Annotated in this window: 13 protein-coding genes; 12 read left to right on the forward strand and 1 reads right to left on the reverse strand. The window is 74.2% G+C overall.

Translation table 11 applies throughout. The features are described 5' to 3' along the window. Window positions 1-134: 134 nt before the first annotated feature. Window positions 135-1280, reverse strand: a complete 1146-nt coding sequence (locus AACH11_RS10295) for an adenosine deaminase family protein (protein WP_341374130.1) — start codon at window positions 1278-1280, stop codon at window positions 135-137. A gap of 105 nt (window positions 1281-1385) precedes the next feature. On the opposite strand from AACH11_RS10295, the gene AACH11_RS10300 reads away from it, so the two are divergent. From AACH11_RS10300 to pyrF, 12 genes are all read left to right on the forward strand, one after another. After that, window positions 1386-2378 (forward strand): BMP family lipoprotein, encoded by a 993-nt coding sequence (locus AACH11_RS10300; protein ID WP_341374131.1) that lies wholly within the window; start codon window positions 1386-1388, stop codon window positions 2376-2378. A gap of 230 nt (window positions 2379-2608) precedes the next feature. Continuing rightward, the gene (locus AACH11_RS10305; protein WP_341374132.1) at window positions 2609-4192 is read left to right on the forward strand and encodes an ABC transporter ATP-binding protein; all 1584 of its coding nucleotides are present in this window, start codon (window positions 2609-2611) and stop codon (window positions 4190-4192) included. A 67-nt stretch (window positions 4193-4259) separates the two neighbouring features. After that, window positions 4260-5399 (forward strand): ABC transporter permease, encoded by a 1140-nt coding sequence (locus AACH11_RS10310; RefSeq protein WP_341374133.1) that lies wholly within the window; start codon window positions 4260-4262, stop codon window positions 5397-5399. Beyond that, on the forward strand, window positions 5392-6387 hold the full coding sequence (locus AACH11_RS10315; RefSeq protein ID WP_341374134.1) for an ABC transporter permease: 996 nt from the start codon (window positions 5392-5394) through the stop codon (window positions 6385-6387). The genes AACH11_RS10310 and AACH11_RS10315 overlap by 8 nt, the downstream gene beginning before the upstream one ends. 2 nt (window positions 6388-6389) lie before the next feature. Beyond that, window positions 6390-6872, forward strand: a complete 483-nt coding sequence (locus AACH11_RS10320; RefSeq protein ID WP_341374135.1) for a cytidine deaminase — start codon at window positions 6390-6392, stop codon at window positions 6870-6872. Continuing rightward, a complete protein-coding gene (locus tag AACH11_RS10325; RefSeq protein WP_341374136.1) occupies window positions 6869-7993 on the forward strand; it encodes a purine-nucleoside phosphorylase in 1125 nt (374 codons plus the stop codon). Before AACH11_RS10320 ends, AACH11_RS10325 begins: the two co-directional genes overlap by 4 nt. Before the next feature lie 99 nt (window positions 7994-8092). Next, complete coding sequence (gene ushA / locus AACH11_RS10330; protein ID WP_341374137.1) at window positions 8093-9742, forward strand: bifunctional UDP-sugar hydrolase/5'-nucleotidase UshA; 1650 nt, start codon at window positions 8093-8095, stop codon at window positions 9740-9742. Between the two features lie 144 nt (window positions 9743-9886). Beyond that, the gene (deoC, locus tag AACH11_RS10335; protein WP_341374138.1) at window positions 9887-10678 is read left to right on the forward strand and encodes a deoxyribose-phosphate aldolase; all 792 of its coding nucleotides are present in this window, start codon (window positions 9887-9889) and stop codon (window positions 10676-10678) included. Window positions 10679-10814: 136 nt separating this feature from the next. After that, window positions 10815-12329, forward strand: a complete 1515-nt coding sequence (locus AACH11_RS10340) for a thymidine phosphorylase (RefSeq protein ID WP_341374139.1) — start codon at window positions 10815-10817, stop codon at window positions 12327-12329. 133 nt (window positions 12330-12462) lie between these two features. Continuing rightward, window positions 12463-13668, forward strand: coding sequence for a DUF898 family protein (locus tag AACH11_RS10345; protein ID WP_341374140.1), 1206 nt, complete (start codon window positions 12463-12465; stop codon window positions 13666-13668). 80 nt (window positions 13669-13748) lie between these two features. Next, window positions 13749-15149 (forward strand): adenylosuccinate lyase, encoded by a 1401-nt coding sequence (gene purB / locus AACH11_RS10350; protein ID WP_341374141.1) that lies wholly within the window; start codon window positions 13749-13751, stop codon window positions 15147-15149. A gap of 40 nt (window positions 15150-15189) precedes the next feature. Continuing rightward, entirely contained in the window at window positions 15190-16038 is an 849-nt protein-coding gene (gene pyrF / locus AACH11_RS10355) for an orotidine-5'-phosphate decarboxylase (protein ID WP_341374142.1), read from the forward strand. The last annotated feature ends 121 nt before the right edge of the window (window positions 16039-16159 follow it).

The raw sequence follows: 16159 nt of genomic DNA on the forward strand, positions 1-16159 counted from the left end.
GGGGGAACGGCGGGACGGGGTGGAGCGGTGCGGTGGCGACCGCCGCGGGCACGGGCGTGGCGCCCGGCTCCAGGGGCAAGCAGCATGCATGCCCGGCGCGGCCCGGACATCGGCCGGGCCCTGTGCGGCGGATTCTAGCCATGCGTCCCGCCCGCGGCGGGGGGCTGCGGCGCCGGGTCGGTGACCGGATGCGGGGGGCCGGCCGCACAGGCGGCGGCGGCCCGGTCGCGCCACGCCGCCGGCAGGAAGGCCGCCCGGGCCGCCGCCACGCCCATGGCCTGCAGATCGGCGCGGCTGAAGCCGTGGCGCCGCAGCGCCAGCGCCTCGTCGCTGTGGCGGGTGCGCGAGATCAGCCGGTTGTCGGTGTGGAAGGACAGGCTGAGGCCGGCGCGCCACAGTGCATGGATCGGGTGCGTGGCCAGATCGCGTGCCGCGCCGGTGTGCAGATTGCTGGTCGGGCAGATCTCCAGGTGCACGCCGTCGGCGCGCAGCCGCGCCAGCGCGTCGGCATGCGCCGGGGCGTCCAGCAGCTCGGCCAGCCGCACGCCGTGGCCGATGCGCCGCGCGCCGAGCGCGGCGGCCTCCAGCACCCGCGTGCCGGCATCGGCCTCGCCGGCGTGCAGCGTCAGGCCGAGACCGGCGTCGCGCACGCGGCGCAGCAGCGCGGCATGGGGCGCGGCCGGCCAGCCGGCTTCCGGGCCGGCCAGATCGAAGCCGACCACGCCGCGGCCCTGCCAGCGCAGTGCCAGATCGGCCGCCGCGGCGATGCGTGCCGGTGCCTCCTGGCGCATCGCGCAGACGATCAGGCCGCTGGGCAGCGGGCTGCGCGCCAGGCCGGCCAGCAGGGCCTCGACGGCCGCGTCGCCGTCCACGCCCCAGGGCTCGAACAGCAGCGGTGCGATGCGGAACTCGGCCAGCACCACGCCGTCGGCGCGGGCGTCCTCGGCCGCCTCGACGGCCACGCGCTCCAGCGCGGCGGGCGAGGCCATCGCGGCCACCGTCAGCGCGAAGCCGCGCAGGTACTCCTCCAGCGAGCCGGCGTGGGCGCGGGCGTCGAACCAGGCGTCGAGGCCGGCCACGTCGGCGGCCGGTGCGGGCAGGTTGCGCGCACGCAGCAGATCCATCAGCGTGGTGGTGCGCAGGCCGCCGTCCAGGTGCTCGTGCAGCAGCACCTTGGGACAGCGGCGGGCCCAGGCGGCGTCATCGTCATCGGCCGTGACGTGGGCCGCCGCCTGGCGTGGCGGCGCCGCGGCCTGTGCGGGGGCTGGGATGTCGCTCATCGGCCGATGTTGCGCCGGCGCAGGTGCGGGCGCAACCCGGCTGGGCGCAGGGTCCGACTCTTGCTATCCTGACCGGACGATCCACTTGCGCCCCATGCCGCCATGATGTCTTCTGCCCGTCACGCCCTGTCGCCGCTGCTGGTGGCCCTGTCGGTCTGTTCGCTGATGGCCGCACCGGCCGCCCGTGCCGAGCCCGGCGTCGTCTACGACATGGGCGGCAAGTTCGACAAGTCCTTCAACGAGGCCGCGTACAACGGCATGGAGAAGTACAAGAAGGACACCGGCAAGGGCTACGTCGACTTCGAGATCGCCAACGAGAGCCAGCGCGAGCAGGCGATGCGCCGCATGGCGCAGAAGGGCGTCAGCCCGATCATCGGCGTGGGCTTCTCGCAGGCCAGCGCGATCGAGAAGACGGCCAAGGAATTCCCCAAGCTGCAGTTCGGCATCATCGACATGGTGGTCAAGGCGCCCAACGTCGAAAGCGTGGTGTTCAAGGAGCAGGAGGGCAGCTTCCTGGTCGGCATGATCGCCGCGCTGTCCAGCAAGACCGGCAAGGTCGGCTTCATCGGCGGCATGGACATCCCGCTGATCCGCAAGTTCCAGTGCGGCTACGAGCAGGGCGCCAGGTACGCCAACCCCAAGGTCGAGGTGACGGGCAACATGACCGGCACCACGCCGGCGGCCTGGGGCGACCCGACGCGCGGCGGTGAGCTGGCCAAGGCCCAGTTCGCCAAGGGCGTGGACGTGATCTTCGCGGCGGCCGGCGGCACCGGCATCGGCGTCTACCAGGCGGCCAAGGACGCCGGCAAGTACGCGATCGGCGTCGACAGCAACCAGAACCACCTGCATCCGGGCACCATGCTGACCAGCATGGTCAAGCGGGTGGACGTGGCGGTGCTCAACCTGAGCCAGAAGACCACGCCGGGCATCACCGTGCTGGGCCTGAAGGAAGGCGGCGTCGACTACGCGATGGACACCCACAACGCCAAGCTGATCGGCGCCGACCTGAAGAAGAAGGTCGACGCGGCCAAGGCCGACATCATCGCGGGCAAGATCAAGGTGGCCGACTACATGGCCGACAACGCCTGCAAGTATTGAGGGCCCCCGGCGTCTGGCGCCGGCCCCCGAGGGGCTGATCCGGCCCGACCGGGGGACCCGGATCGGGCCGGACGCTTCGTTCGGCGGGGCGCCCCCTGGCCTGCGGCCGGTCCCCCTCCGGGGGGCTTCCCTTCGGTGCTGATCCGGGTCGGGCACGGCTGTCCTGTCGCCTGGCCCGGCGCGCTTCCATCGTTTCCATCATCACCGGCACGGGGCGTGCCGACGCTGTCATGACCCTGGCTGTCGAGATGAAGGGCATCTGCAAGCGCTTCGGCGCGGTGCAGGCCAACCGTGCGGTGGACCTGCGGGTCGCGCGGGCGACGGTGCACGGCATCGTCGGCGAGAACGGCGCGGGCAAGTCCACGCTGATGTCCATCCTCTACGGCTTCTACCAGGCCGACGAGGGCGAGATCCGCATCGAGGGCCGTGCCGTGCGCATCGACGGCGCGCGTGCGGCGATGGGCCACGGCATCGGCATGGTGCACCAGCACTTCATGCTGGTCGACAACCTGAGTGCCCTCGACAACGTGATGCTGGGCGCCGAGCCGGACTGGCGGCTGGGCCCGGCCCGCGAGCGCGTGCGCGCCGACCTGGAGCGGCTGATGGCCGACACCGGGCTGCAGGTGCGGCTGGACCAGCCGGTCGAGGCGCTGCCGGTGGGCGAATGCCAGCGGCTGGAGATCCTCAAGGCGCTCTACCGCGGGGCGCGCATCCTGATCCTGGACGAGCCGACCGCGGTGCTGACGCCGCAGGAGACCGAGCAGCTGTTCGCCACCTTGCGCCGCCTGCGTGCGGCCGGCACCACGCTGCTGCTGATCACGCACAAGCTCAAGGAGATCATGGCGCTGTGCGACCAGGTCACCGTGATGCGCCAGGGCGCGGTGGTGCTGGACTGCCCGATCGGCCAGACCAGCCTCGACGGCCTGGCCCAGGCCATGGTCGGCCGCCAGGTGCAGCTCGGCCGCCAGGATGCGCCGCCGGTCGCCGCCGCGTCCGCGGGCGCGCCGCTGCTGCGCGCCGAAGGTCTGGGCTGGCGTGATGCGCAGGGCGTGCCGCGGCTCGACGGCGTGTCGCTGGCGCTGCATCCGGGCGAGATCGTCGGCATCGCCGGCGTCTCCGGCAACGGCCAGAGCGAGCTGCTGGAGGTGCTGGCCGGGCTGTGCGCGCCGCAGGCCGGCACGCTGGATCTCGGCGGCCGGCGCTTCACGGCCGGTGGCCGCTGGCTGGATCCGCAGACCGCCCGCGCGCTGCGCCTGGCCCATGTGCCGGAAGACCGCCACCGCCTGGGCCTGGTGCTGCCCTTCGCGGCCTGGGAGTCGGCCGTGCTCGGCCATGAGCGGCGCGCGCGCTACAGCGGCCCGCTGGGCTGGCTGCGCCGCACCGTGATGCGCGAGGACACGCGCCGCATGATGGAGGACTGGGACGTGCGCCCGCGCGACCCGCAGCTGCGCAGCGCGAAGTTCTCCGGCGGCAACCAGCAGAAGCTGGTGCTGGCCCGCGAGGCGATGGCGCCGGAGCAGCCGCCGCAGCTGCTGCTGGTGGGCCAGCCCACGCGCGGCGTGGACATCGGCGCCATCGAGTTCATCCACGGCCGCTTGCGCGCGATGCGGGCGGCCGGCGGCGCGGTGCTGCTGGTGTCCTCCGAGCTCGACGAGATCCTGGCCCTGGCCGACCGCGTGATCGTGATGGACCGCGGCCGCATCGCCGGCGAGCTGCCGATCACCGACTGCACCGAGACCGCGCTGGGCCGCCTGATGGCCGGCGCCAGCGCCCACGAGGGTCCGTCCCCGAGCCCACACCCGAGCCCGACATGAGCCTGCTGCATTTCCTTCCGGCGCGCCTGCGGCGCGCCGCCGCTGCCGCTGTCGGGGCCCGCATCCGATGAGCCGTCCCGTCGAACTGCCGCGCTGGCTGGAGCTGGGCGTGCTGCCGCTGCTCAATCTCGCGCTGGCGCTGGCCGTCAGTGGCGTGGTGGTGGCCGCCATCGGCCTCGATCCCCGACAGGTCATCACGCTGCTGGTGCAGGGCGCCTTCGGCTCGGCCGCCGGCCTGAGCTACACGCTGTACTACGCGACCACCTTCGTCTTCACCGGGCTGGCGGTGGCGGTGGCCTTCCACGGCGGGCTGTTCAACATCGGCGGCGAGGGCCAGGCCATGGTCGGCGGGCTGTGCGCGGCGCTGGCGGCCCTGGCCTGCGACCGCGTGCTGCCGGCCGGCCTGATGCTGCCGCTGATGGTGGTGGCCGGTGCCTTCGGCGGCATGGCCTGGGCCGCGGTGCCGGCCGCGCTGCAGGCCTGGCGCGGCAGCCACATCGTGATCACCACCATCATGTTCAACTTCATCGCCTCGGCGCTGCTGGCCTGGCTGCTGGTCAACGTGCTGCGCGAGCCGGGTTCGATGTCGGTGGAGTCGCGCGGCTTCGCCGAGTCGGCCCACATGCCGGGCGTGCACGAGCTGCTGGCGCGGCTGGGCATCGAGTGGCCGAGCACGCCCCTCAATCTCAGCGTGCTGCTGGCCGTGGCGGCGGCCGTCGGTGTCTGGCTGTTCCTGTGGCGCACGCGCGCCGGCTATGCGCTGCGGGCGGTCGGCCATGCCCCGCAGGCCGCGCATTACGCCGGCATCGCACCGCGCTGGCAGCTGATGCGCGCGATGATGATCGCCGGTGCGCTGGCCGGCTGCGTCGGCATCAACGAGCTGGCCGGCGTGCAGCACCGGCTGCTGCTGGACTTCGTCGTCGGTGCCGGCTTCACCGGCATCGCCGTCAGCCTGATCGGGCGCAACCATCCGGTGGGCATCGTGCTGGCGGCGCTGCTGTTCGGCGCGCTGTACCAGGGCGGCGCCGAGCTGAGCTTCGAGATCCCGGCCTTCAGCCGCGACATGGTGACCACGCTGCAGGGCTTCATCGTGCTGTTCTCGGGCGCGATGGCGATGGTGCTGGCGCCCACGCTGGCGCGGTTGCACGGCTGGTGGCGGCGGCGCGGCGCGGCCGCGGGCGTCGCCGGGGAGGCCGGCCATGGCTGACACCCTGTGGCTGGATCCGGTGTTCTGGGGCGGGCTGCTGGGCTCGACGCTGCGCGTGTCGGTGCCGCTGGTGCTGTGCGCGCTGGCGGCCACGCTCAGCGAGCGCGCGGGCGTGATCGACCTCGGGCTCGAAGGCAAGATGCTGCTGTGCGCGTTCACCGCCGGGGCGGTGGGTGCGCTCGGCGGCTCGATGGCGCTGGCGCTGCTGGCGGCGCTGGCCGTGGGCATCGTGCTGTCGATGGTGCATGGCTACGGCTGCGTCAGCCACACCGGGGACCAGGTCGTGATGGGCATGGCCATCACCATGATCGCCGCCGGGCTGACGGTGGTGCTGGGCATCGCCGGCTTCCATCAGGGCGGCCAGACCCCGCCGCTCAGCGATGCGGTGCGGCTGGCGCCGCTGGGCGGCGGGCTGCGCACGGCGCTGGCCGGCGTGCCGGGCCTCGGGCCGCTGGTGGGCGATGCGCTGCTGGGCCACAACGCGCTGGTCTATCTGGCCTTCGCGCTGGTGCCGGCGGTCTGGTGGCTGCTGTTCCGCACCCGCTACGGCCTGCGCCTGCGGGCCACCGGCGACAACCCGGCGATGGTGGATGCCGCCGGCCTGAGCGTGCGCGGCCTGCGCTACTCGGCGCTGGCGCTCAACGGCGGGCTGTGCGCGTTGGCCGGCAGTTATCTGGTGCTGGCGCAGAACGCCAACTTCGTGCCGCACATGACGGCCGGCCGCGGCTACATGGCGCTGGCGGCGATGATCTTCGGCAAGTGGCATCCGGTGGGGGCGCTGTGGGCCTGCCTGCTGTTCGGCTTTCTCGATGCGCTGGCGATCCGGCTGCAGGGCGTGGCGCTGCCGGCGGCCCTCGGCGGTGGCGCGGTGCCGGTGCAGGCCATCCAGGCCCTGCCTTATGTGCTGACGGTGGTGCTGCTGGCCGGCTTCATCGGCCGCGCCCGTGCGCCGGCGGCCCTCGGTGTGCCCTACGTGAAGGAGCGTTGACGATGCGGCCCGATCCCATGGACGCCACGCCGTGGCAGACGGTGGCCGATTCGCCGCTGCTGCGCCCGGGGGACGATGCGGCGCTCGTCGAGCGCCTGCTGCAGGCCGCGCGCGATGTGCGGCGCCGTGCCTGGGCCCCTTATTCGGGCTTCCAGGTCGGCGCCGCGCTGCTGGACGAGCACGGCCGCATCCACGCCGGCTGCAACGTCGAGAACGCGGCCTATCCGCAGAGCCAGTGCGCCGAGGCCACGGCCATCGGCGCACTGGTGGTGGCCGGCGGGCGGCGCATCGTCGCCGCGGCGGTGGTCGGCGTCGCGCCGCAGCCGGTCAGCCCCTGTGGCGGCTGCCGCCAGCGCCTGCGCGAGTTCGCTGCCGACACGGTGCCGATCTGGCTGGCCGACGAGCAGCGTCTGCGCGTGCGCCACACCCTCGGCGAGCTGCTGCCGGCCAGCTTCGGGCCCGATCACCTGGCGGTGCGGCCATGACGGACGACGGCGCGCAGCCGGGTGCCGGCCGACCCGGCGCGGCGCTGGGCCCTGACCGCCCGTCGGTCGTGGCGTCACCGCGGGCGGTGGGCGCCGATGGCGGCGGTGAAGATGCGGGCGGCGGTGCGGGTGATGCCTGCGGCGAGGCCGTGCCGCTGCCGCGGCGCATCGACGCCAGCCTGGCGCGGCTGCGGGCGGCCGGTGTCGGCCCGGGCGCGGCCACACCGTTTCCGGCCGTGGCCGTGGTCGCCGGCTCGGGCTGGGATGCGCTGGCGCCGCTGCTGGAGGATCCTCAGGACATCGCCTATGCCGAGCTGCCGGCCTTTCCGCGCCCCGGCGTGCATGGCCATGCCGCGCTGCTGCGCCTGGGCCGGTTGACGGCGGCTGACGGCACGGCCGTGCCGCTGGCCCTGCTGCGCGGCCGCGCCCATGCCTACGAGCACGGCGACGCGGCCGCGATGAAGGGCGCCATCCGCACGCTGGCGGCCGCCGGCTGCCGCACGCTGGTGCTGACGAATGCCGCCGGCAGCCTGGATCCGGCGCTGCCGCCGGGCCGGCTGATGCTGCTGGCCGACCATCTGAACCTGGTGCAGCGCACGCCGCTGCACGTGGTGCCGGCCGATGATCCGCCCGGGCTCGATCGCTTCGTCAGCCTGGTCGACGCCTATGACCCGGCCCTGCGCGCGCTGGCCCGGGCCGCTGCCGCCGAGGCCGGCCTGCCGCTGCGCGAGGGCGTCTATGCCTGGATGCTGGGCCCGCAGTTCGAGACCCCGGCCGAGATCCGCATGCTGCAGCGCCTGGGCGCCGACGCGGTGGGCATGAGCACCGTGCCCGAGACCATCCTGGCGCGCCAGGCCGGCCTGCGCGTGCTGGGCCTGTCGATGATCACCAACCTGGGCGCCGGGCTCGACGATCAGGCCCTCAGCCATGCCCACACGCTGGCCCAGGCGCAGGCCGGCGCGGCCGACGCGCTGCGCCTGCTGCGTGCGTTGCTGCCGCGGCTGGTGGTCGAGGCGCAGGCACAGGCACAGGGCGCAGGCGGTCCCGAGGCCGGATGCGGGTCGCGGCCACCGCAGCCACCGCTGGCGCAACCCGTCCGCGATCCGGCCCCCGAGCCCTGAGCCCGTTCGTCCGCTCGCCGCGTCCGGCTCCCGGCCGCAGCCGCCCCCCGCCCCTTGCCGTCCATCCGTTTCCTGACTGTCCGAACGAGGAGTGCGTCGATGTCCGTTCCGCAAGCCGGCCGCAGGCCGTTTCCTTCCGTGGCGCTGCCGCTGGCCGCCGTCGGCGCACTGCTGCTCGCCGGCTGTGCCGGCCTGCGCACGCCGCCCGCACCGCTGAAGCTGACGGTGCTGCACACCAACGACCACCACGGCCGCTTCTGGGCGAATGCCGATGGCGAGTACGGTCTGGCCGCGCGCAAGACGCTGATCGACCAGGTGCGCGCCGAGGTGGCGGCCGCCGGTGGCCAGCTGCTGCTGCTCGACGGCGGTGACGTCAACACCGGCGTGCCCGAGAGCGATCTGCAGCAGGCCGAGCCCGACTTCAAGGGCATGGCCGCCATCGGCTATGACGCGATGGCCGTCGGCAACCACGAGTTCGACAAGCCGCCTGCGGTGCTGCAGCGCCAGCGCCAGTGGGCCGGCTTCCCGCTGCTGTCGGCCAACATCCGCGATGCGGCCAGTGGCCAGCGCGTGTTCGAGCCCTACCGCATCTTCGAGCGCGGCGGCCGGCGCATCGCCGTCATCGGTCTGACCACCGACGACACGCCGCGCCTGGTGATGCCCGCCAACGTCGCCGGCCTGCGCTTCAGCCGCCCGGCCGACGAGGCGCGGTCCCTGGTCGGCGAGCTGCGCGGCCAGGTCGACATGGTGATCGCGGCCACCCACATGGGCCATTACGTGGACGGCAAGGCCGGCGTCAACGCCCCGGGCGATGTCGAACTGGCGCGCGCGGTGCCGGGGCTGGACCTGATCGTCGGCGGTCACAGCCAGAACCCGGTGTGCATGCTGGCCGAGAACCGCCGCAACGAGGCCTACAAGCCCGGCGAGCCCTGCGCGCCCGACCGTCAGAATGGCGCCTGGATCGTGCAGGCCCATGAATGGGGCAAGTACGTCGGCCGGGCCGATTTCGTCATCGACGGCGGCAAGGTCGAGCTGCAGCGCTACCAGCTGCTGCCGGTCAACCTCAAGGTCAAGGCGGCCGATGGCAAGAAGGTGAACGCCACGGCGCTGATCGCCGAGGACCCGGCCCTGCGTGCGCTGCTGGAGCCCTTCCAGCAGGCCGGCCAGCGCCAGCTCGGCGTGGCCGTCGGCCAGAGCGACGGCGTGCTCGATGGCGACCGCACGCGGGTGCGCGCGCAGCCGACCACGCTCGGTGGCTTCATCGCCTCGGCGATGATGGCGCGCACCGGCGCCGATCTGGCGGTGATGAACTCGGGCGGCGTGCGCGACAGCCTGCCGGCCGGCGTCATCAGCTACCGCGACATCCTGAAGGTGCAGCCCTTCGCCAACACCGTCTGCACGGTCGACTTGAGCGGCGCCGAGCTGCAGACCTGGCTGGCCGCCGCGGCGAAGATGACCCCCGGCAGCGGCGCCTTCCCGCAGACCGCCGGTCTGCGCCTGCGCATCGCCGGCGGCGTGATCGAGTCGCTGAGCATCGGTGGCCAGCCCGTCGATCCGCAGCGCCGCTACCGGCTGGCGATCAACAACTTCATGGCCGCCGGCGGTGACGGTTATCCGCGCCTCGACCAGCATCCGGGCTTCGTCAACACCGGCTTCAACGATGCCGAGGTGCTGCGCGGCTACCTCGCCGAGCGCAGCCCGCTGCGCGTGGCCGATTTCGAGCCCGGTGATGCCGTCCAGCGGCGCTGAGCACGGCCGGACGGGCTGGCCGGCCGCATCGGCCGCCGGCCCGCTCGGCCACCCGGCCCGGATCTCCGCGGCCCCGGTCGCCGGGCCTGCGACCTGCCGATCCCGCCGAATGTCCCGCGGCCCCGTTTCCGTCCTGACCCACCGATGAACGCCTCCGCCTGCCCCGACCTGACCGATCCCGTCACCCTGGCCCGGCTGGCCCTGTCCTGCCTGGACCTGACCAGCCTGGGCGACGATGACGATGCCGCGCGCATCGACGCCCTGATCGCCCGCGCCGCGGCCGCGCCGCTGCCGCCGGCCGCGTTGTGCGTGTGGCCGCGTTTCGTCGGGCAGGTGCGTGCCCGCGTGCGCCCCGGCGTGGCCGTGGCCGCGGTGGCCAACTTCCCCGCGGGCAGTACCGACATCGCCCGCGTGCTCGACGAGGTGCGCACCATCGTCGCGGCCGGCGGCGACGAGGTCGACCTCGTGCTGCCCTGGCGCGCGCTGCGCGAGGGCCGGGCCGACGAGGCGGCGGCCCTCGTGCGGGCGGTGCGCGCGGCCTGCCCCGGCCGCGGCCTGAAGCTGATCCTGGAAAGCGGTGAGCTGGGCGCGGGCGAGGTGCTGGATGCGGCCTGCCGCATCGGCCTGGACGCCGGCGTCGACTGGCTCAAGACCTCGACCGGCAAGGTGGCGGTGGGCGCCACGCCGCAGGCCGCCGACGTGATGCTGGCCGCCATCGCCGCCCATCCGCGCGGCGCGGCGGTCGGCTTCAAGGCCTCGGGCGGGGTGCGCACGCTGGCCGACGTGGCCGTCTATGCGCAGCGCGTGCAGGCCGTGCTCGGCGCGGACGCGCTGGGGCCGCGGCGCCTGCGCTTCGGCGCCAGCGGCCTGCTCGACGCGATCGAGGCGGTGCTCGGCGGTGATGCCGCCGCGGTGGCGCCCACGGCCGGATACTGATCCGCACCGCAGCACCGCAGCACCGCAGCACCGCAGCACCGCAGCACCGCGTGCCGCCGTGGGCACCTGCACCGGTCCGTCCGCCGGCCTGACGTCCGTCTCTCCGAACGACTCCAGCGCCGCCGCGCTTCCGACCATGGATGACGACCTTCCCGCCGGCCGCCCGGCCGACACCGCCACGGCCCGTACGGACCCGCTGACCACGGCCGCAGCCGCCGCGACCGCAACGACAACTGCAACCGCGACCGCGACCGCGACCGCGACCGCGACCGCGACCGCGACCGCGACCGCGGCGCCAGCCCTGCTGCCCGCCGAGATCATCCGCCGCAAGCGCGACGGCCAGGCGCTGGATGACGGCCAGATCCAGGCCTTCGTCGACGGCCTGGTCGCCGCGCCCGGCACCGCCGGCCACTGGGGCGATGCCCAGGTCGGTGCGCTGGCCATGGCCACCGTGCTGCGCGGCATGGCGCCGGCCGAGACCGTCGCGCTGACGCGCGCGATGACCCGCTCGGGCCGGGTGCTGGACTGGTCGGACGCGGCGCTGGCGCGCGCCGTCGGCGACCGCGGCCCGGTGCTGGACAAGCACTCGACCGGCGGCATCGGCGACAAGGTCAGCCTGGTGCTGGCGCCGCTGGTGGCCGCCTGCGGCGGCTGCGTGCCGATGATCAGCGGCCGCGGCCTGGGCCACACCGGCGGCACGCTGGACAAGCTGGAGGCGCTGCCCGGCTACGCGGTCGATGCCGCGCCCGCGCGCTGGCAGGCGGCGCTGCGCGAGGCCGGCTGCGCGATCATCGGCGCCGGGGCCGATCTGGCGCCGGCCGACCGCCGGCTCTACGCGATCCGCGACGTCACCGCCACCGTCGAATCGCTGCCGCTGATCACCGCCAGCATCCTCAGCAAGAAGCTGGCGGCCGGCCTGCAGGGCCTGGTGATGGACGTCAAGACCGGCAACGGCGCCTTCATGGCCCGTGCCGAGGATGCCCGGGCACTGGCCCGCACGCTGGTGCAGGTGGCCGCCGGCGCCGGCCTGCGCTGCGAGGCCCGGGTCAGCGACATGTCGCAGCCGCTGGGCTGGACCGCCGGCAACGCGCTGGAGGTGGCCGAATGCCTGGACCTGCTGTGCGGCCGCGCCGCCGAGCCGCGCCTGCGCGCGCTGACGCTGGCGCTGTCGGCCCGCCTGCTGTGCATCGGCGGGCTGGCGGCCGACGAGGCCGATGCGCAGGCCCGTCTCGCGCGGGCGCTGGACAGCGGCGCCGCGGCCGAGCGCTTCGCCCGCATGGTGCGCTCGCTCGGCGGGCCGGCCGACGTGCTGCGCGATCCGCAGCTGGCGGCCGCGCCGGTGGTGCGTGACGTGCCGGCGCCGCACGACGGCGTGCTGGCGGCCATCGACACCCGGGCGGTCGGTCTGGTCGTGGTGGCGCTCGGTGGGGGCCGGGCGCGGGCCGGGCAGGCGATCGACGGCCGGGTGGGGCTCTCGGCCTGGCGGCCACTGGGCGCCGGGCTGGCGCGCGGCGAGCCGCTGTGCCGCGTCCATGCGGCGGACGCGGCGGCGGCGCAGGCCGCGGTCGCCGCGTTGCAGGCCGCCTGCACGCTGGCACCGGTCGGCACGCCGGTGGTGTTGCCGCCGGACGGGGACTGGGTGAACGCGTGAGGCCCGGCCCGCCCCGCGCCGCCCCCTAATCTCCATCCGGCGCGGACAGCTAGACTGCGGGCCGTGCGCGTCCGTCCCGGTGACGCGGGAAAGAGGTGTGGGTGTGAGTCGCGAGTCCCGTGCGCAACGGCCGATGTCCGTGCCGTCCGTCGCGCTGGCCACCCGGCTGACCGTGGCCTTCGAGGGCCGGCCGCTGGATTACGCGCTGCTGTGGTGGCGTGGGGCGCTGCTGACCTTGCTCAGCCTCGGCCTGTACCTGCCCTGGGCCTGGCAGAGCTGCCGCCGGTGGCGGCTGGCCCACACCCGCATCGGCGGCCATGCGCTGGACTGCACGCTGGCCCCGCGCCAGCTGCTGCCGCTGGTCGTCGCGCTGCAGTTGCAGGGGCTGCTGACCTGGCAGTCCTGGGCGCTGTGGGGCGGGCCCGGGCTGCTGGGGGGCCTGCTGCTGCTGCTGTCGAGCCTGCCCGGGCTGCAGTGGCGGTTCTGGCGCCTGAGCTGGGGCCATCTGTGCTGGCGCGGCCGGCCGCTGAGCTTCGATGGCCCGCTGCGCCGGGCCTGGTGGATGCTGGGGCCCTTGCCCTGGCTGGGCGCCGTCGGCCTGACCCTGCCCTGGCTGACCTCGCAGGTCGCGCTGCACGCACCGGCCCAGCTGCCACCGCTGCTGTCGGCGCTGCTGCTGGGGGCGCTGCCGGTGGCCTTGCTGCTGTGGCCCTGGCTGTTGTGGCGTCGCCAGCGCTGGCTGGCCTGTCACCTGTCGTACGCCGGTGAGCGCCTGCACTGCGGCCTCGAGGCCGCCGAGGTCTATGCGCTGTGCCTGGACCTGGCGCGCGGGCCCTTCCTGCTGCTGTCGGCGCTGCTGCTGGGGGCCGCGCTGCTGTGGCCGTGGGCCGGGGCCCTGCCGCCCTTGCTGGCCGGCGGGCTCGACGGCCTGGGCCTGGCCGGCGCGGACTGGGTCGCCCGCGGGCTGCGCATCGGGGGGCCGACGCTGGTCCTGACCGCCGCTCTGCTGTTGCTGCCGCTGGGCTGGCCCTTGGCCGCCGGCCTGCAGGACCTGACGCTGTCGAAGGTCCGCACCGACCGGTTGCAGATGCACAGCCAGACCCGCACCCCCCGGCTCGCGCGCATGGCCTGGCAGGAGCTGGCGGCCGTGGCCTGCAGCGCCGGCCTGTGGTGGCCGCTGGCCCAGCTGCGCTGGTGGCGCCGGCGCATCGCCGGGGTCAGCGTGCTGGTCCAGGGCGACCCGGCGCGCTGGCACCTGCCGCAGGCGCTGCCCGCGCCGGGGCCCCGTCCGCGCGGTCGTGCACGCGGTGTGCGACCGGTGGCCGAGGCCGCAGCCTAAAATCCCGCGCTTCCCCCTCCACCGAACGCCCGGACCGGCGCGCCTGATCCTTCGTCGGGTGCCTGCCGGCTGCCATCGCCATGCCCTTCAGCACCCCGACCCCCCTGACCGCTCTTTCTCCGCTGGACGGCCGCTATGCCGGCAAGGTCGCCACGCTGCGCCCGCTGATGTCGGAGTTCGGCCTGATGCACCGCCGCGTGCAGGTCGAGGTCGAGTGGTTCATCGCGCTGTCGGATGCCGGCTTCGCCGAGTTCGCCCCGCTGTCCGAGGCCTCGCGCGGCTATCTGCGCGGCGTCGTCACCCGCTTCGGCGAGGCCGATGCCCAGGCCATCAAGGACATCGAGCGCACGACCAACCACGACGTCAAGGCGGTCGAGTACTGGCTCAAGGGCAATGCCAAGCTGGGCGTCAAGGGCGTCTTCGACGGCCATCCCGAGCTGATCGCCGCCGGTGAGTTCGTCCACTTCGCCTGCACCAGCGAGGACATCAACAACACCAGCCACGCGCTGATGCTCAAGGCCGCCCGCGAGCAGGTGCTGCTGCCCGCGCTCGACAAGGTCATCGACAAGCTGCGTGCGATGGCCCATGCCCAGGCCGGCCAGCCCATGCTCAGCCGCACCCACGGCCAGACCGCCAGCCCGACCACCGTCGGCAAGGAGATCGCCAACGTCGTGGCCCGTCTGGCGGCCGCCCGTGCGCGCATCGCCGACGTGAAGCTGCTGGGCAAGATGAACGGCGCGGTCGGCAACTACAACGCCCACCTGGCCGCCTGGCCCGCGCACGACTGGGAAGGCTTCGCCCGCACCGTGGTCGAGGAGCGCCTGGGCCTGAGCTTCAACCCGTACACGATCCAGATCGAGCCGCACGACTACATGGCCGAGCTGTTCGACGCCGTGACCCGCGCCGACACCATCCTGATCGACTTCAGCCGCGACGTCTGGGGCTACATCAGCCTGGGCTACTTCAAGCAGCGCCTGAAGGACGGCGAGGTCGGCTCGTCGACCATGCCGCACAAGGTCAACCCGATCGACTTCGAGAATGCCGAGGGCAACTTCGGCCTGGCCAGCGCGCTGCTGACCCACCTCAGCCAGAAGCTGCCGATCAGCCGCTGGCAGCGCGACCTGACCGACTCCACCGTGCTGCGCAACATGGGCGTGGCCCTCGGCTACGCGGTGCTGGGCCTGGACGCGCTGGCCCGCGGCCTGGACAAGCTGGAGATCAACCCCGCCGCGCTGGCCGCCGACCTGGACAGCGCCTGGGAGGTGCTGGGCGAGGCGATCCAGACGGTGATGCGCCGCCACGGCCTGCCCGAGCCCTACGAGCAGCTCAAGGCCTTCACCCGCGGCCAGCCGATGACGGCCGAACTGATGCGCGGCTTCGTCGCCGGTCTGGCGCTGCCGGAGGCCGACAAGGCCCGCCTGCTGGCCATGACCCCGGCCAGCTACACCGGTGCCGCCGAGGCGCTGGCGCGCCGCATCTGAGCCCCGTCCGATCCAGACCCTGACCGCCGAGGCCGACGCGATGCGCTTCACCGACATGCTCCAGGCCGCCAGCGTGCGCGCCGACTCGATGCTCTGCGTGGGGCTGGACCCCGAGCCCTCGAAGTTCCCCGCCGCCTGGAAGGGCGATGCCACGCGCATCGCCGACTTCTGCTGCGGCATCGTCGACGCCACCAAGGACCTGGTCGGCAGCTACAAGCCGCAGATCGCCTACTTCGCCGCCCACCGCGCCGAGGACCAGCTCGAACGCGTGATGGCCCACATCCGGCGCGTGGCACCGGGCGTGCCGGTGATCCTCGATGCCAAGCGCGGCGACATCGGCTCGACCGCGGCCCAGTACGCCCGCGAGGCCTTCGAGCGCTACCAGGCCGACGCGGTCACGCTGTCGCCCTACATGGGCTTCGACTCGATCGAGCCCTACCTGAAGTACGACGGCAAGGGCCTGATCCTGCTGTGCCGCACCAGCAACCCCGGTGGCTCGGACCTGCAGGCCCAGCGCCTGGCCGACGGCAGCCTGCTCTACGAGCAGGTGGCCCGCATGGCCGCCGGTGACTGGAACCGCAACGGCCAGCTCGGCCTGGTCGTGGGCGCGACCTTCCCGGCCGAGATCGCCCGCGTGCGCGAGCTGGCGCCGACGCTGCCGCTGCTGATCCCGGGCGTCGGCGCCCAGGGCGGTGATGCCGAGGCCACGGTGCGCGCCGGCTGGCGCGGCGCGGCCGCCGGCGACCTGTCGGGCACCACCGGCGCCATCATGGTCAACTCCTCGCGCGCGGTGCTCTATGCCAGTGCCGGCGAGGACTGGGCCAGCGCCGCACGCGCGGCCGCCATCGCCACGCGCGATCTGCTGCGCCGGGCCGGCCGCGCGGCCTGAGTCCGTGCGCCCGGGCGCGCCCCGGCGTCCGCAACAAGGCGTAAAGATCGCGTCCGGACCTACGGCCGGATGCCGGCCCGTTTCGGGGCCGCGCCGGGCCTGAACCGCGGTTTCCAGGCTG

Source organism: Pseudaquabacterium rugosum (genome assembly GCF_038066575.1).
Taxonomy (GTDB): domain Bacteria; phylum Pseudomonadota; class Gammaproteobacteria; order Burkholderiales; family Burkholderiaceae_C; genus Pseudaquabacterium; species Pseudaquabacterium rugosum.